Here is a 26,848-nt window from a genome sequence, read left to right as displayed (position 1 = left end):
GAAAACAAAGAGCATTCTGCATTACCATGAAAGTGCCAACCCAGTACCCAAGACGTACCCTGTTAAAAACCGGAGCGGCCCTACTGGGCCTCTCCCTCGCACCGCTGGCACACGCCGTTGGCGCGCGTGCCGCCCAACAAAAACCGGAGGCCAATAGAGGGACCGCGCTGGTTTCAAACCGCCCTGCCCCGGCTGAGCGAACTTTTCGCAGCAGCGCGGTGGAAAGCACCATCGAACAGATCAGCAGCGCCATCACAGACCCGGAGCTACGCTGGCTATTCGAAAACTGCTATCCCAACACCCTTGATACCACGGTAGATTTCGAGTGGATCGACGGTAAGCCCGACACCTTCATCATCACTGGCGACATCGACGCCATGTGGCTGCGCGACAGCACGGCGCAGGTCTGGCCCTATATGAGCTTGATCAATGAAGATGAAAAGATTCGCAACCTGATTGCCGGGCTGGTCAACCGGCAGATAAAGTGCATTTTGCGCGATCCCTATGCCAACGCCTTCTATAAAGATCTCAGCAAAAAATCCCAGTGGGCCAGTGATGAGCCCACACCCATCGACGGCGTCCATGAACGCAAATGGGAAATCGACTCCCTGTGCTACGTGATTCGACTGTCGGATGGCTACTTCAAAGCCACCGGCGACAGCAGTATCTTCGATACGAACTGGCAGCAAGCGATGCAGGAAGTTCTAAAGGTATTCCGCACCGAGCAGCGCAAGCAGGGAGAAAGCCCCTACCGCTTTGTGCGGGTATCGGGCCGAATGATCGACGCTCCGGTATTCGAAGGCACCGGCCGCCCGGTCAATCCCGTAGGCCTGATCGCCTCCGCCTTCCGCCCCTCCGACGACGCCACCGTATTCCCGTTTCTGGTACCGTCCAATATCTTCGCCATGCTGTCTCTGCGCCAGCTAGCGAGTATTTATTCAGATATTCTCGATCAGCCACAAGAGGCTCAGACCTGCCTGGACTTTGCCGACGAACTGGATGAAGCCATTCAGACCCACTGTATCGCGGAGCATCAGGGCTTCGGTAAAATTTATGCGTATGAAGTCGACGGCTTCGGCAACAAGCTGTTTATGGACGACGCCAACGTGCCATCACTCATGTCCCTGGCCTACCTGGACCCAACCTTTGCCGATGATCCCATCTACCAGAATACCCGCCGTTTCCTGCTCTCCGACAGCAACCCCTATTTTCTGCGCGGCACCGCCGCGGAGGGCCAGGGCAGCCCGCATACGGGCAAGGAAAAAATCTGGCCCATGGGGATTATCCTGCGCGCCATGACCGCGCGCGATGACAAGGAAATCGCCCACTGTCTCAGTATGCTGAAAATCACCCATGCAGGTACCGGCTTTATGCACGAGGCCTTTCACAAGGACGATCCAACAGATTTCAATCGCGCCTGGTTTGCGTGGGCGAATACACTGTTTGGAGAGCTGATCGTAAGATTACACCGGGATCGTCTATCACTTCTTGAGGCCCTGAGCTAGCAATAATCAATCTGCGAGTGATCGTCGCCTGATTCTCAGGCAGTAGACAACAGCCTTTATTGAAACGGCATTTCCTGAAGCAAACATCAGATAACCCACATGAGTTATCTGATAGGCTTCAGGGGCTACTCATTAGACATATTCAGCTATTCGGCAATAGAGAAACCAAAAGTCATTTTTCTATCAGGTGTATCCACCGCTACACCATCTTCAAACCTTGGCGCATAACGAGATTTTTCCAAGTATGTACGCGCCTCCTGTGCGAAGGGCGATGTCTCAGGCTCATCTCGGAACTTGATGTCTGTCGCAAATCCATTCGCATCCACAGTGAAGTTCGCAACAACGCGAGCACTTTTTCCGACTCGTAGCATCGACTCAGGATACTTCAATACCGGTTTGAATATTGGTTTTGGCTCCCCGTCCATATCAAAGGGCGATTTTTTGCCAATTAATTGGCACTGCTCGGTGGAGCGCGCCTGATCTCCAATTTTTTCATAAAGCTCCACCAGGAATGCGCGCGCAGTCAACTCAAACCTATTGGATTTTTCTTGGTCAGAGGTCGCGATATCCAATGCCTCAAGAATATAGGGCTCCGCTTTTTTATTGCTATCTATGGCCATGAGATGCTTACCCATATAAAACGTAGCTAGATAACGATCAAAAACCTGGTCACTGTGTACCTCAGTAAAAATTCGGTAAGCCTCCTTTGCAATTCTTGTCGCGCGAAAATCTTCCGCAATATCAACGCCAATCCGCGCGGCTTCAAGCGTCACTTTTCCGTACAAATACGATTCCTTTCCACGATGCGTTTTGACGAGCTTCTGCGCCCGCTTTACGATTTTTCTGTATCCACGGGAGCCACGGGAATCACGGTATTTATAAGCGCCAGCATAAGCCTGTGCGTACAAAATGAGTGGATCCACTAGCTCAAGGGCCTCCTCACCATAAATATCCTCAAAAAAACCAACCGCATCTACTAGAACATCATGTGCAGCACTGTACTGCCAGTCAAGTAGCAGCGCCTCGCCATAGTTGAGGGCAGATGCTGCCCGGCTTTTGCTAGTCTCAGGATGATTATCTCGCGTATACACATAGACTTTCTTAGCGGAGTCCAGAATCTCACTGCGACCTCCCGATTCAAGCGCCTGCTGATACGCTGCATACAATTCCTTTAGCTCAGTTGCGTAAGCCCCGCCACTGAACATGGCCATCGTAAAAAGAACAATTACTAACCGGTGCATAGTCATCTCTCCCCTGTAATCCTAGCGCTTCCGCTTCGCATCAACACTGTCGTCCACTTTCCGGAACCAGTCCGGCGCATCCGCATCACCGGTCAGCTCGATAAAATGTCGATCCAGTTCTGCAGAATCACCCACTTCTTTCCTGAGGCTCTCAAGACGACCACGCAGGGCTTCCAGCACTCCAGCGTATTCAGGGCTATCAATCACATTGTGCTGTTCTGTCGGGTCCTTGCTCAGGTCATAAAGCTCCCACTCGTCGACGTCGTGGTAAAAGTGAATCAGTTTGTAGTCTTTGGTTGCCATCGCGTAGTGGCGTTTGACCATATGCACCGCGGGATATTCGTAGTAGTGGTAGTAAACTGCATCGCGCCCTAGTTCTGACTCGGGGTTCTGCAGAATCTCCAGCAGGCTCAGCCCCTGCATATCGCCGGGCACTTCGGCACCAGCCGCATTCAGAATGGTGGGCGCAAAGTCCAGGTTTTGTACCAGTTCATCAGACACTTGCCCTGAAGGTACTTTTGCGGGCCAGCGCATCAGCAGGGGCACATGGAAAGATTCCCGGTAGGCGAATCGCTTATCGAACCAGCCGTTTTCGCCAAGATAGAAGCCGTTGTCCGAGGTATAAATCACCAGGGTGTTGTCACTGAGACCTGACTCGTCCAGATACTCCAACAGGCGCCCGACGTTATCGTCTAGAGAGGAGATGGTTCCGAGGTAGTCCTGCATATAACGCTGGTACTTCCAACGAACCTTCTGCTCATCGGACATCCTCGGCCAGTTTTGGCGAAAGTCTTCATTGATCTTTCTCAGCGTTGGCATATAGGCGGCGCGCTGTTCAGGGGTGACACGGCGGTTGAAGGGCTCCTCAAAGCCCCAGCTTGATGGCGGGATCGGCGGCTCCACTGACTCCATCGCCGCATACGTCTCGGGAAAGATCTTGGAATCGTGGGAATAACGCATATCACGCAGCAGAGACATTTCCGCGGTCTGTGCCGCCGTGCCGCGCCCGCTGTTATCACTCAGCAAGGTATCCGGGTAGGGAAATTCTTTGTTGTAAAACTTCGCAAACTTGTCAGCCCGCGGCCACCACGGACGGTGCGGAGCCTTATGCAGGTACGCGAGAAAGAACGGCTTATCCTGATCCCGGTTGTCCAGCCACTTCAGGGTTTCATCGGTAATGATATCGGTAACATACCCTTCCTTACGCACCGTCCCGTTCTGGGTAATAAAATCCGGATTGATGTAATCGCCCTGCCCCGGCAGGATCATGAACTCATCCACGCCCTTCGGATCATTACCAAAATGCAATTTCCCAAACATGGCGGTGGCGTATCCCGCTTTTTTCAATAGCTGCGGAAACGTCATCTGGGAGTCATCGAAGGGGGCACTATTGTCAATCTTACCATTCAGGTGACTGTGCTTTCCTGTGAGAATGGTCGCTCTCGACGGAGCGCAAATGGAATTGGTCACGCTGGCATTGTCGAAACGCACTCCCTCCTTCGCCAGGCGATCAATATGCGGTGTTTCGATAAGTTCGGAGCCGTAGGCACTCACCGCTTGATAGGCGTGATCGTCTGACATGATGAAAATAATATTGGGCTTTTCTCTCCCTTGATCATCAACGGCGGCGGCAATGGCCGTATTCCAACCCAATAACACCACGCCAACTCCGTTGAGCGAAGCACTTAACATTCTTTTGAAATCAAGCATTGCAACCAATCCTTCTCGCTCTCAAAAAAAAGGCCGACTCAACACCATGAGTTGAGTGGCCCAACGAGAGAAGTCAATAAAATTTTTATCTACTAACAGGCGCTTAGTTCGCAGCCTGCGCGATCAATTGATCCGTGAGCGCGCTAAACATGGCCACAGTCTCACGGTGCTCGGCCAGGTTCGCCAAGTTGTTGGCCTCCAGGGGATCCGCTTTTAGATCGTAAAGCTCTTGATAACCCGGGTGTTGCGGATAGCGAAGGTACTTGTATTGCTCGGTGCGCACCCCTTCGGTCTTGGGTATCCAGTCGGTGTTCATAAGGTGCTCGCCTAGGAACTCGGTACGCCACCCGGACAGCTTGCCGTCCATCAGTGGGCGCACGCTTTCTCCCTGCATCAATTCAGGAATATCGATACCGGCCAATTCGAGAATGGTCGGCGCCACATCGATATTCAGCACCATCTTGTCGACTTCCATACCCTTGCGGCGTGGGTCGTAAACAAAGAACGGCACGCGAATACTGTTTTCGTACAGCAACCATTTACCGGCCAGCTGACGCTCGCCGAGGAAGTAGCCGTTGTCGCCCATAAACATAATGATGGTGTTGTCGGCGACGCCGGCTTTCTCCAGTTCGCGCACAATCTTGCCCACTTCTCGATCCAGACCGCTGATCATGCGGTAGTAGCCCTTCACCATTTCCTGATATTTTTGTGGTGTATCAAAGCGCCAGTACCAGCGATCCTTACTAATGCTGTTTCTGACCCACTCGGGCTGTGCATCGAAATAACGATCGTCTGCCAGCGGGGGCTCGGGAATGGTGACGTCCTCGTAGAGGAAGGCCAAATCTCGCGGATAGACAAATTGATTCGGATCGTGATCGTCCGCATGTGGGGCGTGGAAACTCACTGAAAGGTTGAACGGTTGGCCGGATTTCGCGCTTTCCCGAACAAACTGCGCACTCAAGTCCCCAATACGGGCGGTGGTGTGTTCGTGGCGATGAGTTTCCAGGTTGAGCTCGTAGTAACGGCCTGCCTCGGTCTCTTCTCCAGGGCGCTTGTAGAAGTCGAATAGTGTTCTGTCGAGGTCGCCCTCAAACTGCATGCCAAACTTACCCACAAAACCGATGCGATACCCCGCATCTTTGAGCAATTTTGGATAGCTATTATTGACAAACTCCTTCGCCAACGGTGGCTCATTAAATGTGAATCCGTGCTTGCGTTCATAGAGACCGGTCATGATCGATGCACGGCTCGCGGCACAAATAGACGTCGTGACGAAGGCATTACTAAAACGCGTGCCCTGCTCGGCGAGCGCGTCAATATTGGGGGTTTGAATGATATCGTTGCCGGCATAGCCCACCGCGTCCCAACGCTGGTCGTCGGTCAGGATAAAGATAATATTTGGCTTGTCGGCCTGGGCTGCCTCACCGCCAGACTCCGTTGCCTCGGTGGCAAGCGATCCCGCTGCGCCGCCCAGCAGCCCAATCAAAACAGCAAATTTTGCGAATGCTTTCATTATTGCTTTACCTTCCGTCAATTCCGCTATCTGTTACCAAACCCAATTAGGCGCTTTCACACCTCGATCGTTCGGTCAATTCTGTGTAAGCGCCGCGTCTTCCAAGGGCCACAACTTCGCCACCATGTCAAAGAAGTCAGCCCTCATTGCTGTCGCATTAATCTCGCTGTAAAACCACACCTCGCGCTCACCGAGCAGTTGGGGAGTCACGACTTTTTCCGCGCGCGCCAAATCCGGTTTCAATGCCGCCGTCACCAGGGCAAGATCCCAGATAATTCTGCGTTCCTTCAATGGATCAATATGCGTTTGCCATCGATCAACCAGGAAGTCTGCCAATGGATGGCGGCCCGTCATCGCCGCTTCCACAGACGAAAATTCCATTGTCAGGGCCGATGCCACATTCAGCGGCATCACATGGAGCTCAACCGGACTTTCGAACACCTTGAACACCGCCTGGATGTCCATCATGCAATTGAAATCGTCAATTCGGTGCTTGCCGGTCGCCGCATCGTACTGTGAGCCAAGCCAGTAGACGGCAATGCGGTCTGCAACGGCGGGCTCGATCAACAAGGCAGAGGCGACATTGGTCAAAGATCCCAGAGCCAACACCTTTAGCTTCTCACCTGCGGGCAGGGCATTGGCCTGACGGATAATCTGATAGGCCGCCGCAGAATGCTGGGCCTGATCTCCCCAGTCATACAGCCGATTTTTGCCACCGCGAAATGTCGGAATATCAGACTGCAAATGCGCAAGGATCATCTGATTGAGTCGATGACTCTCCTCCATCGATTCCGGAATCGTCCAGTGGCTTGCCTGCCACTGGGCAGCGGTTACGGCGAGCAAATCCCATTCTTCAGCCACCGCTGCTCGTGTGACGGCGAATAAATCATCCACTTCGTTGGCGGTGTCCGCATCCACAATCACGCGTACTGGTGTGGCACTGACGGCGATTGGCGATACCACCCAGGCTGCCAACATGGACGCCACACAATGAATCGCCTTGCGCCGAAATTCCTTTACGATATGCACGATATCAAGCCTCTTTATTCTCGAATAACCAGCCGCTGATTGACTTCATAGATATCAATGGACTGTTCACTTCCGTTCGGCCAACGCACGGTCAGCGCGGTAGTTGCGGTAGCACTACCGAGGCCAAAATGCAAAACCGATGGATTCTGACTGGTAAAGCTGGAGCCTATGTGCAGCTCACGCATTTGTGTAACTCCGTTGGCTGTCACATACACCCTCGCACCGGCGGCTTGCGGATTACCGTTGCCGCCCTGTAGCTCCACCTGCAGATAATTTCCCTCTGCGGCGGCGCCATCGTTTCTGTAGAGCGTTATTGCCTGCGATTCCATGGTATTGCCGACTACAAGCAGGTCTATATCACCGTCCCTGTCAGCGTCAAAACACACCACAGCTCGCCCCTGCTCAACATGGGTCAAACCTAGCTCTACCGCGCGCTCAGAATATCGTCCATCTCCGGTAGCGATAAATGCACGATTCACGGATGAAGTCTGATCAACCGGCGCTTCTTCCGTAGGGTTCTGCTGTCCATTGTCTTGATACCAGCCACTGGTGTGGAAAATATCCTGAAATCCATCATTGTTGAGATCCGCCGCGCAAGCGCCCCAGCCCCAGCCGCCGTTTTCCACGCGGGCATAGAAGGTGCCGTCACTGAAATTGCCGTTGTCATTCAGGTACAGACGATTACCGATATTGGTGACCGCATAATCGTTAAACTCGTATACACTGGTGACAAACCAATCGAGATCACCGTCGTTATCCAGGTCACCGATTGCACTGCCCATACCGAATTCATCGGTCAATTGTCCGTTGGTGGCATCACTGAAGCGGCCTTCGCCATCATTCAGGAAATACTTTGAGGTACCGAAGTCACCAACCATGGAAAGATCTGGCCACCCATCGTTGTTGAAGTCGGCAAAAGTCGGCGTGAAGCTATAATCCCGCTCGCCTTCTACACCGGAGGCGCCTTCGGTGAGTATTTGATCCGCAATTCCACTTTGCCGGCTGACATCGGTGAAGGTGCCGTCGCCATGACCACGAAACAGCGTTTCTGTTTCGCTGGAGAACGGATTGCCCCAGTGACTAAAAGCGACATCCAGATGGCCATCCCGGTCGTAATCGCCGAATGCGGCCGACACCGTATTCAGTGCCTTGGTGCGCAGGCCGGAGACTGCCGACTGATCTGAAAAAGTGCCATCACCGCGGTTAATAAACAGGTAATTGGGGTCACCTTCGAGACCACCGACAAACAAATCCAGCCAGCCGTCCCCGTCCACATCCGCAAATGTAGGGCCACTGCCGCGGTGGTCCAGCAGTTGCACTCCGGCCTGGGCGGCCACATCCTCAAAGCGATTGTTCCCCAGGTTACGGAAGAGCTTTGCAGCCTCTTGGTTGCCTGAATTGATATAGAGGTCAATCCAGCCATCGTTATCAAAATCACCGACGGCTATTCCTCCACCGAAGAATTCCGCCTGAGTCACTTCGGTATTATCGATTGCACCCTCTATACCCCACCGGTGTAACAAGCCACTCTCCGAGCCCAAGCGTGTGAACTTCCAGCGATTATCTTCACCATCATCCTCGGGCTCAGGATCTGGATCCGGTGGTGATACCGGCGGCGCCGGGATTAGGTTTGGCTCCGGTGCCTCATCACTGGAGCCGCCACCGCCACACCCGGTAGCCAGCAGTATCGCGATGCCGAGCGCGTAAAATGTGACGGCGCCCGGTAACGCTTTTTTAGCCAGCTTACTGGACATTGCCAAAGTAGCCAGTGGCTTTTTCGAATGCGCGCTTACCGATTTGCTCACCGATGATGCGCCCCGGAATATCATCCACCGGCGGATGAATGCCGCCCCAAATGCGGGATAGGCTGCATTGATCTGAGGCATCGCGATAGGTGGCCCACTGCAGTACGACGTCGGTTTCGGGCCCCTCTTCAAACACCAGAAATTCATTCGCTGGAGCCCGGTAATCGCTCATTCCACCTGGGAAATATGGGCTACCGGTCAACAGGGTCAACATCTCTGCCGCCGCGCGAGAATAGGTAGAGTGCCCGGAGATGTACCCTGCAAATGGCGGGCTCACAAAGGTTGGACGCTGATAGGGCCACCAGTTCTCTGCCAGAATCCAGTCAACGCCCGCCATGTCGGTTGCCGGATCCGCGATAAAGTCCGGGCCACGCCAAGCCTTGAGCTTTATTTTGCCCAGGTGCTCATTGCTCGACCCAGCAAGTGGGTCGCCCATCTCGACGATTTCGGAGAAGCCGGGGTGTAAGGGGATCCCGTGCGGATGGTAATTGCCCAGGGTGTCGTCACTGCTCTGCCCCAGGTCGGCCATCACCCGGATTGCGGATACCGGTCGCAGATAGTCGTAGTAACCCTTGATACTCCACGCTGAGATGGCCGCGTCGTGCATGGTACCGCCCAGCGCGAAGTAGGCTTTTACATCCCATTCCAGCGGTCCAATCACGTCGCCCTCACCCTGAAAGCGACGCTCGAAATCAGGGTGGTCAAAGATATCGTTCATCAGCACGAACCAGTGTCCCGGCGGTGTCTCGGAGTCTGGTCCGTCGGCCCAGAATTCTGCGAGTACCCGTGCGTAATCGGCACGTTTCACCAGCTGCGGTGTATATGGCTCGCCAGTGGCCGGATTAACATCGTAACCCCGGCTGGCATCGCCGCCGCTCTCGAATTGATAGAACTGCTCGTAGTCTGCAATCGTGGCCGCTGTCGGAAACGCTGGATTATTACCGATACTGCGTGGGGAAATATCGATCAGTACATCGTCTGCAGGATCCAGATGTGCAGACCAGGCGGCGACAAGGGCGAAGTTCCACTGATAAAAGTCGGACGTCGCCGTACCCAACAGGGGCGGCTTGCCCGGGTCAAAGAACACTTTGTAGGTATCACCGGCACGGGTCTGAATGGTGGCGTCGCCATCGGTTAGCGAGAACGGCAAGACATTGCCCCACTCCGGGCTCAGGAAAGGTGGGGTATCGCTCACCAGATTACCGGACTGATCGATGGACTCACTCAATGAGATCGGCTGCCAGCTATTCCAGTCGCCACTCGCGATCGCATTGGGGTTGCCGGGCTTCTCCGGCTCGATAATGCCGTTAATATGCTCGTAGAACAGGTTGGCGTAGCTGCCCTGTTCATTTGCACCATCTTGCAATCCATACCGGATGTAGCAATCCGCCACGTGGTTGCCCAGCGCCGCAGCACCATAGTTGCGGTAGTCTTTGGCAACAAAGTTGACATCTAGCCCAAGTGAAACCATCAGTTCATCGGCCAAGGCCATTGTGTGCACTTTTCCGGGCGAACGGAAAAAGCGGTGTTCGATAATACGATAAGCCGCATAGGACACAGCAGTTTGCTGCGCAGGCAGAGATTGCGGAATATTGTGTGCTTCCAGTTCACAGCTGAACTGGTTCAGAGATTGCCCCAAGAGGTAATGTTGCGCACCGGTGTCACTAAGCTCCGCCCAGGCATCGTACATCGCGGCGGAAATGTGAAACAGGTTGCGCGCATGCACGGTGGGACGTGCAAAGTCGTTGCGCACACCTTCAAGCAGAACTTCGCTCCATTGACGTGCCACGGACGGTGACACGTCCTTCACGTCGACACCGACCCCCGGCGTCGCTAGCGGTGGCTCCGCGGAAGGGTTACCAGGATCGGAGCCACCGCCTTCGACAGGCTGCCAGTCTTCCGCCGGATTCATACAGTGGTCACCGGCCAGGGGAACATCGTCGCCGGAGGGGGAAATACGCAGGCATTGATTGGCCGGGAAGTTTCCGATTTGTTCTTCGGAGCCATCCGGCCAGCGCACACGAAGGACATCGATGGTCTCTGCATCACCCAGCCCGAAATACAGTGGCTGCGGATTTTGGCTGGTGAAGTTGCTGCCAATTTGTACTTCCCGCATCTGTGTTTCGCCACCTGCGGTGACATAGACTCGGGTGCCGGTGGCTGCGGTGTCCCCACCACTCGCCTGCAGAGAAATACTTAAGTGATTTCCGGCTTCGTTGCCATCAATATTCTCATAAAGAATAAAGCTGTTCCCCTGGGGGTCGTTATTGACCACCAGCAGATCGATATCACCATCATTGTCGGCATCAAAGCAGCTAACAGCACGTCCCTGACCGACATCTGTGATACCGCGAAGCTCTGCCTCTTCCGCGAAGACACCACCGCCATCGTTGATAAACAATTTACTGGGGTCTACGTGGTAGTCCTGTTGCTCCGGGTCATATTGAGATGCCTCATACCATCCATTGGTATGGAAGATATCCAGCGCACCATCATTATTGAAATCCGCAAAACAAGCGGCCCAGCCCCAGCCGCCATTTTCAACCCGTGCGGCAAACGTCACATCGTCGAAGTAGCCACCGCCATTCTGGTAAAGGCGGTTTCCTATTTTTGCGACACCGAAGTCCGACGTTTCAAAAATTGACGTAACAAACCAGTCGAGATCACCATCGTTATCATAGTCGGCAATGGCACTGCCCATACCGAACTCGTCTGATAGCTGCCCGGCAGTGGCATCCATCAAGCGACCGGTTCCGTCATTTAAGAAATATTTACTGGTAGCAAAGTCCCCAACCATGGCCAAATCGGCCCAGCCATCATTATTGAAATCGGCAAAGGTCGGGGTAAAGGAGTAGTCTTTTACACCGGCAACGCCAGTTGCATCGGTGGTGTGTAGCTGGGCAGCGATTCCCGTGGCTTCACTCGCATCAGAAAAATAGCCGCTGCCATTGCCCAACCAGATAGTTTCGGTCTCCGGCTTGACCTCATTACCCCAGTGGGCCACCGCGAGGTCGAGGAAACCGTCACCATTGAGATCACCAAAAGCTGCCGATACCGTATTGGGCGCTTCCATGGTTAAACCGGAAGCTGTTGTGGCATCCAAAAACGTACCATCGCCATTATTAATAAACAGCCGATTTCCATCGCCAGCAAGACCGCCGACAAACAAATCTAACCAGCCATCGCCATTGACATCTGCGAACGTTGGGCCGCTACCCCGATGGTTCTCTAGTTTTACCCCAGCACTTGCCGCAACCTCTTCAAACTGATTGCCACCCAGGTTTCGGTAAAGCTTACTCGGCTCTCGATTTCCGGAATCAATGTAGATATCAATCCGGCCATCATTGTCATAGTCGCCTACGGCGATACCGCCCGCAAATAGCTCGGGTTCGCTTTCAGGATTTGACTCGCTGGCCCCTACTATGCCCCACTGATGTGCGAGACCAGAAGACGCCGTGATATCCCGAAACGTCCACGCATTTTGTGAATCATCACTGCCAGTATCCGGCGGGGTGGCAATTGGTGGCGATGTTGTACCCGGATCGGAATCTCCTCCGCCGGCCCCGCCCCCGCATGCAGACAGCATAATAGCCGCAGCAAACAGCGCGCTTGCTGGCCCTGTACCTTTACCTAGCCGCGAAGGCTGTTCAGATGCAGATCTTTGCTTGGTTTGATTTTCTCTCGTTACTGAAGATACTTTTTTCATTTTTATTATCCACGAGTAATTCGGTCGATGTATTAACAGTTCAATTGATTTAGGAGTATCGAGCGTAGCCGCCTCGCCTCGCGCTCAGAAAAAGGCCCCAGCCGGCCAAGTGCCGGCTGGGGAATATGGTCATGACGACCGTCCTGCGAGGTGAAAACATAGTGTTCGAAATGTGCTTTCCAGGCGATACGTTCTGCCTCCGGCAGCTGACGAATACTCAGCATCGCATGGGTCAGAGCGTCCATTGGGTCACCGCAGTATGCGGGGGTATTGCGCCACCAGTAATTAATCATGCCATTAAAAGGCGCGAGCCCTTCAACCTGATGCCACCACATACTCGGAAGGAAAAGGGCATCTCCTGGCTCAAGCTCGACCACTCGTTTGACTGCTTGAGCGTCTGCAAACCTTGGAAAACGATCCAAATCCGGGTGATCAATATCCACCACACTCACCGGCTGCCCAGCTGGTGTGTTGTCCAGAGGACCCACATAGAGATTTGCAACCTGCTCAGGAGGAAAGAGAGTGAAACGGCGTTTTCCCGCAACACAGCAGGCAATGTTTTGCATCGAATCAAAATGACAGGCGATTAATGAGGGACTTCCTAGCCATGCTTGAACCAGCGGTGCCTCGACCCCATCGATTTGCAGCACGTTCTTGTCCATAAGTGATGGCAAAAAGCTCGGTAGATGCATCGATGGAACAAATATAGAGTGCGCACCTGGATCGTTTTTGCGAGCTTCCAAACGCGCAAAGAAACCAGACAGAGAGTCACCCTGCTTTGTGAAATTAAAACTCCGGAAATCATCCCGGTAGAAGTAACGCCCCCGTTCTTGGGCTGGTGCGCTATAGGTCATGACCGTGCGACCGTTGTAGGCCGACAGCAACTCGCCGGCGAATACCGCATCACCTTCGGCTGCCAATGCCACCAGATTCCAGTGCGACACGAGATTCCGCAGTACCACGGGTTCACCACTGGCAATCACTGCAGCACCGACCATTCCGCCAGCAGCAGAGCAGTCAATTTCTTTCACCGCCAAAGGGGGGCTCTGCAGTTCGGCCACGGCCTCGCCGATCATGCGCTGACGACCTCTGCTGCTACCTGGGCTTCCGCAGCCAACAGCGCCTCTTTGCGCTTCACCAATTTTTGCATATTGGCTAGAGAGGCAAGCATTGCGTAAATAGCGGCGAGGTAGCCACCACGGTGCAATTGACCCAAAGTCTCGTCTGGCAGCGCCTCAAGGCGTTCGCGGCTCACAGTGAAATAGCCCTCGAGCTTGTAGGTATTTCCATCACTAAGACCAATATCCAGTGCGACCGCCTGCAATAGCCCCAAATCAGATAGCGCCTGCGTGAAGGCACGGCTCATGCCAATGCCCTCGTCCAACGCCTGAAGTCGCTGCTGAACCTGCTCAAGAAAAGGTGAGCTGCCTCCAAAATCCATAAACAGCGGTTGGCCTTCGGAGGTACTTACGCGGGGATCATCCAGGTCGATATGTACTACCGCTTTTCGTACCGGACCGGATGGCGTGAACTCTTCCTGATTTCCAATCAAAAAGGGCCCTTTGGCAATGATCAGGGGGACTACGCTGGCATCCCAGCTACCGGGGACACTTGGATCTAGAAAGAGGTTTTCGTCTGCGGAAAAGCCAAACAGGGCGATGCATTGATACCGGCCGGGGTCGCTTCCACGAGCGATTAAAAGTGGGTACTCACACTGAAGCTGCTCAAATTCTGCAGGGAACACAACCGTGCGCCCAACGTTGTGACCGAGCGCTTCCCCATAATGCTCGACTACTTTGAGCGACCCGTGGTCGACGTTGTTCAGGAGTACCGTGTTCGCCATTATTCCCACCGCTTTCTCACGCGAGACCTGACTACTTACGCCTCAAAGTTCCTTCATCGAGCTGCCTATTCCAAGAACAGGCAATTTCCGCAACCGAAGAAACCTGAATACCGCTGAGAGCCGAGTCATCGCTTTTATGATCGTTATTGTGTAGCAAAAACTAGCATTTACAATCACAAACAGTCAACACTTGAATGAAAATGATTGACTAAGCACACCCGGGAGTGGTCTGGCGCCATTAGGCCTAGATTGGGCGGCAAAACCGATAACATCAAGCATGTACCCATCGGTTTTGCCGAGAGTGGAAGATGATCGCTATTACGAAATTAGGGAGTGACCGACGCCGCTTTGCGCAAGATGACGGCGCAATGCTTCCATTATCCAAACATTTTGCGCCCATTGATTGGCAATCGGCCCCGCACGCTCAGGGTGAGGCAACATATAGGGAGCTGGGCCAAATTCAGCGGTAAATGTCAGTATCTTTTGCCCTCGCGCCTTGGCAACCGCGGCAATCTCGAGCCACCACAGCAAGTGCCTCTCGAGCGCCCGCGCATAGATCGGCATGGTAGGGTCCATCACCTGAGCCCCCTGAATATGCCCTACCCGGCAATGCACGTGGAAACTACGCTGAATGGCTTTCTGGAGAGCCTCCTGTTGATCCTCCAGTAGAGACTCGGCGACACAACACCAATGACTGAAATCCGCTGTCAGTTTCAAGTCTGGCTTGGCGTCGACGAAAGCAGCGGTGACATGACATGCAAAGTTGAAGCGGCCGCGGTGCGTCTCGTGGTAGATCGGCAGCCCAAGCTCTTCCGAAAGTCGGTCCGCCCCTTCAAGCAACAGCAGATTTTCCTCCAGCGAGAAATGATCGCGACCGCTGTGGGAGTTAATAAACAGAGGACCGGTTTCCGCCAACTGTTCAAGGCGGGGATAGTAAAGGTGTTGGTGAGCAGTAAAATCAGTAGTAAACGTGTCCCAATGCTGTGCGACATAAATCAGCCCGCTCTCTTGCAATGCGGCGACCATTTCACGACAGCGCCCCCGGTCATCCGGGAATGCAACTTCTACACCGTCGTAGCCCGCCGCGCGCGCCTTGGCAAGGAAGGACTCAAACGGCATATCCTCTGAGCCCCAGAAGGGACACAGGTATGCGACTTTCATTGCAACGATTCCAGGCTAGCCGCCACGACACCTGCACCGCGAGTGCTATGTACAATCCATGGCACACCATCTAACCAACGCACTTCGCCCTCATTCACACGGGTATAGCCGTGACGATTTGCCCCCTTGCCGGTGATGTTAAACACAGAAGCCTGTTCCGCGCCCTGCCCCAGGTAAACCGCAAAGATACCCAAATTATTACGGATGGAGCCAACCGGTATGATCAACCAATCCTGGTAGCCTGCGAGCCCACCCATAAATGGCATCAGTGGATCTCCCCGCGGATAAGCAGAGGTCTCGAAGAAGCCGGGAACCCCCGCCTCGCGCAGGCCTGCACGATCTAGCACCGTGTGCCACTGCTCACCGCCATCTGAGCTCACGTAAACATTGTGGCTTGCGTCCTCCGGGTTTACGGCCGCCACGGCAAGATGTAAGACATCACCGTCGACCCAGGCATTCACGTCCTCAACAAGTCCAGTGAAGCGATGCACTTCCCGGCTCTCGCCATCACTGTATAGGTACAAGCTGTTGCCAGTGGGATAGAACAGCGCATTGCCTCTGAGGGGGTGCGCGACGAGACTCGTTTTAGGAAGCTCAACCGGGCCCAGATCCATCTTACGGAAGCCATCCCCCTCACCACTGAGTAGCGCGGGCACGTTGTCGCAAACGTAGATACCTTCGCTTTTAAAGCCGACAAACAAACGCTCAGGCACTTGTGTGTCTGCAGCCATCGCCCAGATGCGATACCCCCAGGCCTCTTCATTCATAGGGACCCGCGCGTGGTCCGGTACCGACGGCAACCCGTTCGCATTTTCAGACTCAGGCCCGGTCCAGTCGGCGATCCCACCTGCCAGATGCTTCCACTGGTCTTCAGGAGAGTGGTGCACCAGAGATTTTGCCCAAAGCCCCATGGGGATATCACCGGCACCGTAACCATAGCCCGTGCCCAGCACTACCACCGGGGGCTCCGTTTGCAGGATTTCCACTGACTTCGATGCAGTGATCTTCGGTGACGGGCGCAGGTCGCGAATCCAGCTACGGCCATGATCCCAACTCTCGTGCAGCCCCTGGTCACTCAGTGCCGCCACAAAGTAATTCTGACTGGTGGCGAAATCACCATTGTAGGTATTAACAAAGCCTCGATTGCGCCAGGTAACATGCCCCTGGGCACCGTTTCCTTCGCGTACCGCGGTCTGATACAACACTGTTTCGCCGCCGGTTTTCGGGAACCCCTCAGCCCCCATATCCAGGAGGCTGATTCCATGGCCATTTTCCAAAATGATGGCGTTGTCACGCTGCCAACTCGGCGGCACAAAATCGAAACTATCTACCTGAATGTAATTGTCAGAGCCTTGCGAGGTTTCCCAGCCCTTGCGACCGCCTTCGTAATAGATTCGCTGCCAGCTCCCACGCTGCGGAACACCGTCACTCACATCGAACTCCGAGTAAAATAAGGAGCTGTTGTGGTGCTTCATGGTTTTACCCATTAGCAACCGCACCTTGGCATCCAAACCGAACTCCGCCTTTCCGCTGCGCGGGTCAATCTTGAGTCGCGCATAGCGCTGGCCCGGGTTTGTGTATGACTCTCCGTCATACTCCTTTCGCGTCTCGCCAGGCTGCGCCAGTCGTTGCTGCGCCAGCTCGGGATCACCTTCCGGGCCCGGGTACAAATGATCGACCCGGTTCCACTGCGGGGTGCCTGCGGCCAGCGCTTGTGCATCGGCGGCAAACACCGACGATATCTGTTTGTCCCGGGCAAATATCGCGAATGCCGTTTCGCCATCTGGCGACACGTCAATGCCAAGGGCAGCAGAGAAACCATCTGGAGCAATGATTGCTTCCCAGCTTTCGCCGCCGTCAGCGGAGGCATACAAGCCACGCTCGGTGGCGATATATAAGCGCCGATTATCGCTATCAAACTCCAACTGCCATGCGTTCTGCGCCTTCTCGTGCTCTCGATCGTAAAAATACTGGGTAAAGCTTTTCCCACCATCCCGAGAGACAAACACCAGCCCGGGGTGCGCATCCCCATGAGGGTACTCCGGTACGCGCTTGGGCATATCATTTAGATCGACAATGTCGGGCGAGCTTAAGGCCATCACCACATGACTACTATCTTGCGGATTAACCTGGATAAGCTGAATCGGATACGTCAGCGTTTCTTCTATCGCCCGCCAGGACTCCCCCGCATCTTCGCTCACCAGCGCCATACGATGGGTGCCAAGGAATAGCTTGTCTGGGTTCTGAGGATCGCTGGTAAGCCCAAATACATTGAGCTGAGGTAGATCTGCTGCAAGAAGACGATAGGACTCACCGCCGTCATCGGAACGGTATAGTCCCTCCATGTCACTCATGACATAGAAACGATCCTTTACTCCAGGTTCCAAATAGATACTTTGGATTTCGCCACCACCACCAGGGGCCCAGTATTCCCATCTCAGATCGGGCGCGCGGACATCATCACTCTTAGAACACCCCAATATCGCAAGGGCTACCACTACCGACATTAGCCAGGCTACTGACTTCATTTGCTTCACTCACTCTGCATACGCCGTATACAAATAACCCCCGCAAGCGGGGGTTATCTGGTCTTCAAACATCCAACATCACTTAGAAGGTATAACGACCGCCCAACATCCAACGAGCGCCAGTTTCCTCGTGACTGATCATCAGGTTCTCACCACGACCGTGCGAATCATTATTTTCATCCAGGATGTTAATCGCCTGCAGGAAAATCTCCGCATTATCGTTCAGCTCGTAGCTTACATTCAGATCAACCGTCTGGAAGTCCTCAACAAAAATAGGCTCGATCAGGCTGAGCTCTTGCGTGTGCGCCTTCAAGAACTTGTCACGCCAGTTGTATGCAACGCGGGCTTGGAAACCATAGTTTTCATAGAATGCCGCCACGTTTGCAGAGTCACTCACACCAAGTAGCGCAGCCGAGCCCTCCAGTGTGTAGGGGCTGTAGCCAATATCAGAGTTAATGATGGTGTAGTTAGCGAATGCACCAAAGCCACTTTCGCCGAACATGTGCTGTACAGAGAACTCCCATCCGTCAACACCGTTCTTGTCATCACCATTGGTCTGCAGGCCAATTTTGAAATCGGTCAGCGGGTCTCGGGAAGCATCGCCAATCACCTGGCCAGTACCCGGGCCAGTGACTGTCACACCAGGAGCACCCTCTTTTTCCTCCATGATCCACTGGAAGATTTCCGTCAGATCAGTAAGACCGGTGGCCATTGCCTCATCCGCGTACTGCCCAAATACCGGGTTGTACAAACCGTCAACATTCAGGACTGTGTCAACGGTTTTTGTGAAGCCTTCAATTTCTTTATCGAACCAAGCAAGGGATACATAGCTACCCTCGCCGTAATACCACTCCAAGGAAAGGTCGAGGTTGGTAGATTCCAGAGGCTTCAGGTTTGGGTTACCGGTGCGCGCCGGTGGCGTAGCCACATTGATGCTGCGCGGGTCAATGGTTACACCACCACGCAAAGCAGGCAGGTTCGCGCGCGCCAGTGATTTGCCGTAACCGATCCGTGCCACGACATCTTCCGTCAAATTGACATTCAGGTTGAAACTTGGCAGATGGTACTCGTACGAACCCTCACGCGTGCCCATGGTCTGTACTTGATTGCCGTTTTCATCCAGTTTTGGAACAAATGCCATTTCATTGTACTTGACCCAAATTACGCCGCTGTAGTCAGAGATGGCGGAACTTGCCGTAATGTCTGTTTTTTCGTAGCGATACCCAAGGTGCATACCGTATGGCATATCGAACATCTCAGACTCCAGATTGTACTGGAGGAAAGCTACGCGGGTATCTTCTTCAACTTCCTGATAGTCGGAGAACTGATATTGGTTCGAAGCACAAAATACCGAGCCACAGGCACCCAGAGTGGTTGCAGGAGAGTCTTTACCATCTACATAGTCGCCATAGTTGGCGGCGAGATAATCCATCATCTCGTTTAAGTCGAAGGTAAGCGCCTGCTGATACAGGTTATCCTCTGTAAAGGTGTAGTTTTCACCTGTCCAGGGGTGCATCAGGAAGGTGCCATTGGGCAACTGCTGTGCGGCGGTAACGAAATCGCCATAATCCGCATCAAAGCCTTGCAGGAAATTGAATGGTTCAAAACCACCGAATGACGCAAAATCGCCTTTAAATTGCTCGTAGTACCCACGTCCACGTTCCACACGGATGGAACCGGTAGACCAGGCAATATCGGTTGCCTGCAAGCCGAAATCTAGAGACTGCTCATCGGTAAATTTCCACTTACCAGAAAATTTCGCCTGATCAATTTCAGCTTCGTTGGTTTCGCTGGTAATACGATGCGTTAGCGGAACCACATCTGATGGCACCACATTTGGGTTGTTCACATACAGAGAAGGAATATCACCGGTAAAGTCCACGCCTACCGCGCGACGAGTAAGCGCAGCCATTTCCACATCGGCTTTCGAGCCGAGTCGGCCGCCGTTCGGGGACACTTCGTTTACTGAGCCATTGACATCAAATTCAAAGTACAGCTCTTCGGAGAAGTCCCAGGCAACATTCAAGCCATAGGTTTGCAATTCATTTCGCACATGCTGCTCTTCAACAGCAAAGGTAGTTTCGCCAGGGTTAGGACCACCCGCCACTTCGCCGTAAACAATTGGAGCTTTGATCGGGTCATCACTCCAGACTGCAGTGGAGGAAGCCGTAACCCAGTCATACCAAAGGGAAGCTTTGTTGGTAACAGTATCGATATCTTTACGGAACAAGTTGTAGTCCGCGGTTGCGGTAATATTTTCTACCGGGCGCCACTGGAATACTGCCTGGGCATTCGCGCGCTCATGCTCTTGATCGACAATGTTGTAAAAGTTCATCCGAGACAGTGCAAACAAGTCCCCGTCGACAGGCTTGTTCACCTGGTTGTCGTTATCGACCGCACCCTGGCTGTTCTGCCAATCGCGCGAAGGCTGCCCCCATTCGTTCGTGAGGATCGCAAGGTCACGCGCTTCATTACGACCATTTTGTCGTTCTTGGTAGTTAACCGCGATCGCCACACCAAACTTGTTGTCGTCAAACGTATTGGAATAAATGCCAGAAATTTCCGGGGTGGACGACGGATCCTGCGCAGACTGATCGTAAATACCTTTACCGCTCAGGATAAAGCGCTCGCCAGGCTCGTTTAGGGGGCGCATGGTTTCCACATTGATCGTGGCACCCATACCACCAGTCTCGCGATGTGCTGCGGAAGTTTTGTGTACCTCAACCGCACGAATCATATCTGGGGAAATGGTGGAGAAATCAAAACTACGACTACCGCTGGCGGAAGCCGTTTGACGGCCATTAATTTGCACCAGGTTAAAACGCGGCCCAAGCCCGCGTACGGTGACACCTTTACCTTCACCATTTTCGCGATCAATAGAGACGCCGGCAATTCGCTGCAAGGATTCCGCGAGGTTGGAGTCCGGGAACTTACCCATGTCTTCCGCGGTAATCGCGTCCGTAAAGCCCATTGAGTCCCGCTTCACATCTGCGGAGCGCATCAAACTGCTACGAATACCTACAACTTCGACTTCTTCCAGTGCGGCCTCGCCAACCGCGGCTTCTTGCGCGAACGCGTAGCCGGTCATGCCTGTCATCGCTGCCGCTACGGCAGAGGAAAGGAGGGTGCGATTGAACGCATTGTTCTTCAGCATATCTCTCACCATTTTTATTGTATTGAAAGTGTGCAGCTGCCCTTGCACTGAGAACTTCACCATCAAAACCAATCACGCAAAAAGCAACATGAGACGATTATGAATCATTTGGAATCATTTGCAATCATTTTTGTTATTTTCCACGCACCCCAAATAAAATGCTCAGAAAAGTCTGTTGTGCCCACTTAGACAGGCGGCCTTCGTGCTGAAAGCCAACCAAACTAGGGGAGACATCTCTTAAAGCGGTGCCGTTCTCCACCCCCCTAGTTTTACCAGATTGAAATTTTAAGCGCCAATCGATCCAATCATGCTGCGATAGAAAGATCAAAATCAATCATCGATGATTGTTTTTTTGTTGCAAGACCTTCCCTTTGACGATTAGCGAGCGCCCGTTTCCGCACGCTCGAGGATCGATAAGCTATAGGGGGGAATCTCGACACGCTGCCCTGACTTGAAGGCACGCGCTTCGAGCTTCAACGGCCCCTGCTGCCAAATAGGTATATCCCCCGGATAACGCACCGTCACACTTGCGGGCGCCTGCTCGATGGCTGGGTAAATCCATTGCTCGATGGGAGCTCCCTGTTTCGCCAATTCAATATTGATGATCTGATCACTGCGGTTGATGACCCACAATGATTGCCCTTTGGCGCCGGACAGCGCTGCTCCATACAAGGCCAGCTGCCCAGTATCCCCTTCTATCTCCACTCCCAGAGGTGGATTATTAGTAAATTGCAGCGGATGCATCTGCTCATATTGCTCGGCCAGGCTCGACAGGTGCGCATACAACTGCCCCATCTTGGTGATGGTCCCTGACTGCTCATCAATGGGATGACCCAACCCCCAGCCATAATCCAGATTGCCGATGCTATGGTGGTTCAAGATTTCGATCGCATTGGGGTTGTTCATACCATTGAGAATAAAGCTCGCCTGGTACAGTGAGTTCCAGCCAGTATCCCGGGTGGATAACATCCACTCTGCGGATTCTCCGGTGCCATGGAATTGCTTGTAATAGGCGATCACGTTGTACTCGGTAATCCACATGGGATAGTCACCGAAGCGCTCCTTGATCAGGCGTGCTGCACGGTCGAGGGTCGCCGTTGGGTAAGCAAGAAAAGCCTTGGAGCGCTCAGTATCGCTGGTATATGGATCCAGCTTTTGCCGCTTCATTACATAGTGATGCAGGATCAGCGCATCGAAATGGGGGCGAAACTCCGGTTGCATGATCTGCCGGTTCCAGTTGACCATCGCCGCAGAATCATCCTGATGATTCGACTCGAACAGATCGTCTTCACGGGTCACCATACCGATACGCGCGTTGGGATAGAGCTTGCGGATCTGCGGGCTTAGCTTTGCGACCCTTTGTGCATAGTTGAGGCCTCGCTCGGCATCGCCAAACTCGTTGCCCCAAAAATAAGTCTCATTATCCATCTCGATATACTGGATATCCGCGCCAAGCGCTTTCAGCCTTTTTAAAGCCACGATTTGATCATTCTCACGGGTAGTAAGATTCAGCATCCACTGAATCTCCGTATCGATGGATTGGCCGAATTCATAAAAACGCTCCGGTCCGAGGGCACCGTCCGGCATGTCACGGGTGTCTTCCACCAGCTCCAGCATCCAGTTGAACGCACCAGGAGGCCAGATCTTGGTAATTTCTTCTTCGGGAATGAAATGGCCACGCTCCCAGTCCCAGAAAGAGGCGGGACTACCAGACGGATAGCGAATCCCCTGCGCATTGAGTGCGCGCAGCATCGCACGGTAGGCCGGGTCTGCAGCCAGGTCTTCACTGGTTTCATGCACCCCATTCACGCCGAACAGCCGTGGATTAATCGGAACACCTTCGCCCAGCTCGGCGGTTACAGTCGCCGCCTGGGTGCATAAGGAGAGACTGAGAGTGATCGCAGATAGGGAAAGACGCCAGAATTTCATTATTTTCCTCCAGTACTCGCGCACGGCTGATGGCCGGAACATCCGGCGCGAAACCATTCAGTAGCGCCGTAACAAAAACGCCACGGCAGAGCGTGGCGTTTTTAAAAGAACGTCAGTTACAAGTTAATCTCGAGAGAGTCTTTAATTCGCTTGCTGAAGGTTTGTCACTTCGCTGCGATCAACGCGATAGCGCGCAAGGAACAGCAGGGACAGTGCCATGATTGCCGGACCTCCCAAGAAGGTAAAGTTTGCAATGGACTGCGCCACCTCTAGCTCCTGCTTGGTCACCCCTTCCACATACCCCATCAAGGTGAGCGCAAAACCACTCACCAACAGGCCAACGGAGGTCGCGGCTTTCAGGATGAAGCTGAACATGGCAGAGTAGGAACCGTCCCGCAGCACCCCGGTTTTGCGGAAGTTCATTTCCGACACGTCGGCGATCATCGATACCGCCAGGGGAATGATGATGCCGCAGCCCAGCCAATAGAGCCCCTGGAACACACCAAAGCTTATGGACACTGCCCACTCACCACCTTTGGCGATGGTTTCGAGGGACCCGGTTTGGCCGAACAGGAAGTACATGGCTACGCCAGACACGGCGCTGATCAATACCGCGAGCTTGCACAGGGTACGCTTCTCGATGCGCTTGACCAGCGGGATAATCGCCAATGAGCCCAGGGTAAAACCCACCATGGTGGAGCCGTGCACAAACGATTTCTGGAAAGCATTCAGCCCCATGTAGTCGATATAGGTGTAGATCTGCATCTGGGCCGTTAACCCGACGCCGACCTGGGCGACCGCGTAGAACATAAAAATCTTGTTGGCATGTGGGTCTTTGAGGATGCCCCATACGGTCGCGAAGAAATCCTTCAGGCCATTCCCGTGCATTTCCATGTTGCGGGAATCAACAATAAATTTCCTTGTCAGGTAACAACAGAGTAACACCAGCGCGGCCGTGCCCAGGCTGATGACCAGCCCCATGGTCTCGTAATTTTCAAGAATCTTGGTGCCATCCAGGCGGGAGCCATCGGCATTGGTGCCATCCTGGAAAAACAGACTCCAGGCCATGGCACCAAAGGTGAAGTTGATCGCCATATTCACCACCATGCGCACCGACTGCAGGCTGGCACGGGATTCATAGGTCTTGCAGATTTCAAACCCGAGCGCGGTAAACGGCACCACGAATACGGTGACCGCTGTGCGCAAAATGAGGTTTGCAACGAGCAGGTAGGTAAACAGCAGCGCGTTGCTGGCCATAAAGAATTCGGGTACGGACCATAACGAATATAAAGAGACACTGGTCGCCAGGCCGCCAACCAGCATGTAGAGGTGGCGCCGTCCATAGCGGCTGCGGGTGTTATCGCTGACAAACCCCATCACCGGATCCGTTACCGCGTCCCACAAGGTTGTAATACCCAGAGCCAACGCCGCCAGCGCCGCCGGAAGCCCTAACGCCTGGGTGTAAAAAATCATGGCGAAGTTGCCGATGGTCAGAAGCGGGATCGCTGAGCCGCCATCGCCAAGGGCATAAAACCAGACGTCGCGTTTGCGCGAGCGCGCAGGCCCCGTGGCCAGGTCACCACCGGACGCTTGGCCAGCGCCGGGGTGGGTATCAGTTGCGGTAGTAGTATTCATTATGGTTATTCCGTTTTTACCGACTGTTGTCTAGTAACCGACTAATTTTAATCAATCACCGCTTTATTCTTTGTCGCAGCACTTGTCACCGTATGGAGCTGCCGAGAACCAGGATCGTGCGCTATCCGGGCTTTCCTTATCTTTCAGGGGATATAGCCGCAGCGTATCTGGCTTGTCAGAGGCCCAGGAAAATACGTCATACATGCTGACTTCCACATCGGAAGCCATGACCACGCTGAGGCTTTTGTCCGACTGTGGCAGCTTGCGCATTGGGCGCACTTCCAGCCCTCGGGCTTGACCAGTCTCGCGCAGCTGCGCCATGGGAACTTGTGGGTATGCGCTGGCTTTATTGGGGCGGGACACCATCATCCACGGGCCGAGAAATTGTGTGTAACGCCCACCCTCTTCGGGAGATACCGGCTCGGGTGCACGCTCGGGGAGGCCGTTCCAGAATTGCCATTGAACCTGAAAACGGTGGCATCCCGCTTCAGCAGTCTGGCTGGCCCGCATCCAGTGGGGCTGATACAACTGCACATCATCAATATCCGGTGCGTCGGACAGATCGACCGAGTACTCTTGCAGATCGTCTCTCCATTTGAGGCGCACCCGGTTGTCCCCGAATGACAGCTCACCTTCCAGTGGATACAAAAGGTTGAGAGTATTCCCTTCGATGCGCGTCAGGTAGCTGGCCGCTTCCAACATGGCCGCCGGCCCGTACAGTGAGCAGCACCAGTAACCTTCTTTACCCATCTGCAGATAACTGTTTTTCAGAATCAGGCGCGCGCCAAACCCACCATTAATGGTCTGGTTGTAGAAGAACTGGTTTTCGATGCACAGGATGGCGCGGTCCAGCCAGCGCTTTTCCGCTGTCAGCTTGTGCAACTTGAGGCAAAGCAGAATCCAGTCGGAGTGGGAGCAACCCTCGTCATCAATGTGGGCGTCATCCTCGAAATGTCGAAAGCGCTCGGGAATACCGCCCGCTTCCAATACAAATTCCTGCCAGACTTGCTCCAGCTCCCCCATCACCCGATTGAGCAACGCTTCATCCCCTACTTGCTCAGCATACGCCAGACAGCCGCGACGAATGGTCAGGTAAGAGTGGGAGTGGTCCGCCTCCTCAAGCGGAGGCGCCAGATCAATTATCTTTTTGGCGAGCTCAAGGATCTGCTCATCCTGCAGAACTTTGTGGGCTTCAATCAATCCGTTGAGCCCATGAAAATATCCGCTTGGGGTTACTGCGTAAAACTCTGTACCGCGTTCGGAGATTTTCCGCGATACATCTTCCCAGTACTCGTACTGGTCAATGTACCAATCGACATGCGCGCGCAAAGCCGCAAGCACTGCCTCGCCACCATGCACTCGCGCATAACTCGCAATCCCCTGAAGCATCCAGCCATTGCCGTAGGCCCCCAGCATTGTCTCGACACCCGGCTTGATGGTCGCATTGCCGTAATGCCCATCGGCCTGCTGTAAAGCAATGGCCTTGTCGACGAGTGATTTCAGATACTCTGGCGGATTGCCCGGGTCATTGGAGGTGGCCAGTGCGTGAGCCCAGATCCAGCGTCCAGCAACATCACCATGGCAACAGGGAAAATTGGTCCAGCGGCCGTCGTCGTTGACGATCTGACCGAGCAGGTAGTCTTCCGAATACGGTGGCTGCGCCACGGTACGGAATATGGAGAGGCCGCAACGATCCCCCCATTCTCCATGCAAATGAAAGCTACTGGCGAGCTGCTCGTCACCCAGAATTCTCTGCGGGTTGAACAGCACCTGGCGGGTCTCGATACGCATACTCATCTCCACTATCTGCTCTGTACTACGACAGATGCGTAGCCATCGCTCACTCAGGTATCCCTCGGATTTACCGCTGTGAACGGACGGGATGAGATGCAGCGATCGCAATGATTTATTATGATTTATTTCGATCGAATTTGATCACGCAGGGATCGCGGTGTCAACGATTGGTATGCGCTCCAGACAGCGACAACGCCTTCAATCATGGCGCCAGAATACTCCTAGACAGGCGCCTTCGCATCCTCCCTCCCCCACCCTTTCGTTTACGCGACCTTACTGCCGAGCCACCTTAGCG

15 protein-coding genes are annotated in these 26,848 nt (G+C 53.8%); 1 reads left to right on the top strand and 14 read right to left on the bottom strand.

The window, feature by feature from the left end:
* The first annotated feature begins 26 nt into the window (after positions 1-26).
* The gene (locus AS89_RS0111545; protein ID WP_010132797.1) at positions 27-1,505 is read left to right on the top strand and encodes a glycoside hydrolase family 125 protein; all 1,479 of its coding nucleotides are present in this window, start codon (positions 27-29) and stop codon (positions 1,503-1,505) included.
* Between the two features lie 146 nt (positions 1,506-1,651).
* Here the strand turns inward: AS89_RS0111545 and AS89_RS0111540 are convergent, their stop codons facing one another.
* The 14 genes from AS89_RS0111540 to AS89_RS0111475 form a co-directional block, all read right to left on the bottom strand.
* Entirely contained in the window at positions 1,652-2,746 is a 1,095-nt protein-coding gene (locus tag AS89_RS0111540; protein WP_010132796.1) for an energy transducer TonB, read from the bottom strand.
* Positions 2,747-2,767: 21 nt separating this feature from the next.
* Positions 2,768-4,408, bottom strand: a complete 1,641-nt coding sequence (locus tag AS89_RS0111535) for a sulfatase/phosphatase domain-containing protein (protein ID WP_237709680.1) — start codon at positions 4,406-4,408, stop codon at positions 2,768-2,770.
* 151 nt (positions 4,409-4,559) lie between these two features.
* Positions 4,560-5,969 carry a sulfatase family protein gene (locus AS89_RS0111530; protein WP_010132794.1) on the bottom strand — a complete coding sequence of 470 codons (1,410 nt, stop codon included), beginning with the start codon at positions 5,967-5,969 and terminating at the stop codon, positions 4,560-4,562.
* A 75-nt stretch (positions 5,970-6,044) separates the two neighbouring features.
* A complete protein-coding gene (locus tag AS89_RS0111525) occupies positions 6,045-6,947 on the bottom strand; it encodes a nucleoside hydrolase (protein ID WP_100169361.1) in 903 nt (300 codons plus the stop codon).
* 65 nt (positions 6,948-7,012) lie between these two features.
* Entirely contained in the window at positions 7,013-8,752 is a 1,740-nt protein-coding gene (locus AS89_RS0111520) for a CRTAC1 family protein (protein WP_010132791.1), read from the bottom strand.
* The gene (locus tag AS89_RS18980) at positions 8,742-12,389 is read right to left on the bottom strand and encodes an FG-GAP-like repeat-containing protein (protein ID WP_010132790.1); all 3,648 of its coding nucleotides are present in this window, start codon (positions 12,387-12,389) and stop codon (positions 8,742-8,744) included. The genes AS89_RS0111520 and AS89_RS18980 overlap by 11 nt, the downstream gene beginning before the upstream one ends.
* A 152-nt stretch (positions 12,390-12,541) precedes the next feature.
* Positions 12,542-13,570: a cupin-like domain-containing protein gene (locus AS89_RS0111510; RefSeq protein WP_158217361.1), complete on the bottom strand. Its 1,029-nt coding sequence runs from the start codon at positions 13,568-13,570 to the stop codon at positions 12,542-12,544.
* A gap of 11 nt (positions 13,571-13,581) precedes the next feature.
* The gene (locus AS89_RS0111505; protein ID WP_010132788.1) at positions 13,582-14,352 is read right to left on the bottom strand and encodes a SapC family protein; all 771 of its coding nucleotides are present in this window, start codon (positions 14,350-14,352) and stop codon (positions 13,582-13,584) included.
* 318 nt (positions 14,353-14,670) lie between these two features.
* Positions 14,671-15,513, bottom strand: coding sequence for a sugar phosphate isomerase/epimerase family protein (locus AS89_RS0111500; RefSeq protein WP_010132787.1), 843 nt, complete (start codon positions 15,511-15,513; stop codon positions 14,671-14,673).
* Positions 15,510-17,867, bottom strand: coding sequence for a WD40/YVTN/BNR-like repeat-containing protein (locus AS89_RS0111495; protein ID WP_010132786.1), 2,358 nt, complete (start codon positions 17,865-17,867; stop codon positions 15,510-15,512). The genes AS89_RS0111500 and AS89_RS0111495 overlap by 4 nt, the downstream gene beginning before the upstream one ends.
* A 256-nt stretch (positions 17,868-18,123) precedes the next feature.
* The gene (locus AS89_RS0111490; RefSeq protein ID WP_100169360.1) at positions 18,124-21,195 is read right to left on the bottom strand and encodes a TonB-dependent receptor; all 3,072 of its coding nucleotides are present in this window, start codon (positions 21,193-21,195) and stop codon (positions 18,124-18,126) included.
* Positions 21,196-21,573: 378 nt separating this feature from the next.
* A complete protein-coding gene (locus AS89_RS0111485; RefSeq protein WP_010132784.1) occupies positions 21,574-23,124 on the bottom strand; it encodes a hypothetical protein in 1,551 nt (516 codons plus the stop codon).
* A gap of 141 nt (positions 23,125-23,265) precedes the next feature.
* Complete coding sequence (locus AS89_RS0111480; RefSeq protein ID WP_010132782.1) at positions 23,266-24,759, bottom strand: MFS transporter; 1,494 nt, start codon at positions 24,757-24,759, stop codon at positions 23,266-23,268.
* Positions 24,760-24,822: 63 nt separating this feature from the next.
* Positions 24,823-26,550 (bottom strand): hypothetical protein, encoded by a 1,728-nt coding sequence (locus AS89_RS0111475; RefSeq protein ID WP_010132781.1) that lies wholly within the window; start codon positions 26,548-26,550, stop codon positions 24,823-24,825.
* Between the last annotated feature and the right edge of the window lie 298 nt (positions 26,551-26,848).

Origin of the sequence: Microbulbifer agarilyticus S89 (assembly GCF_000220505.1) — a bacterium.
Taxonomy (GTDB): domain Bacteria; phylum Pseudomonadota; class Gammaproteobacteria; order Pseudomonadales; family Cellvibrionaceae; genus Microbulbifer; species Microbulbifer agarilyticus_B.
The sequence above is the reverse complement of the archived record's forward strand: the minus strand, read 5'-3'. Positions and strand labels throughout refer to the sequence as shown.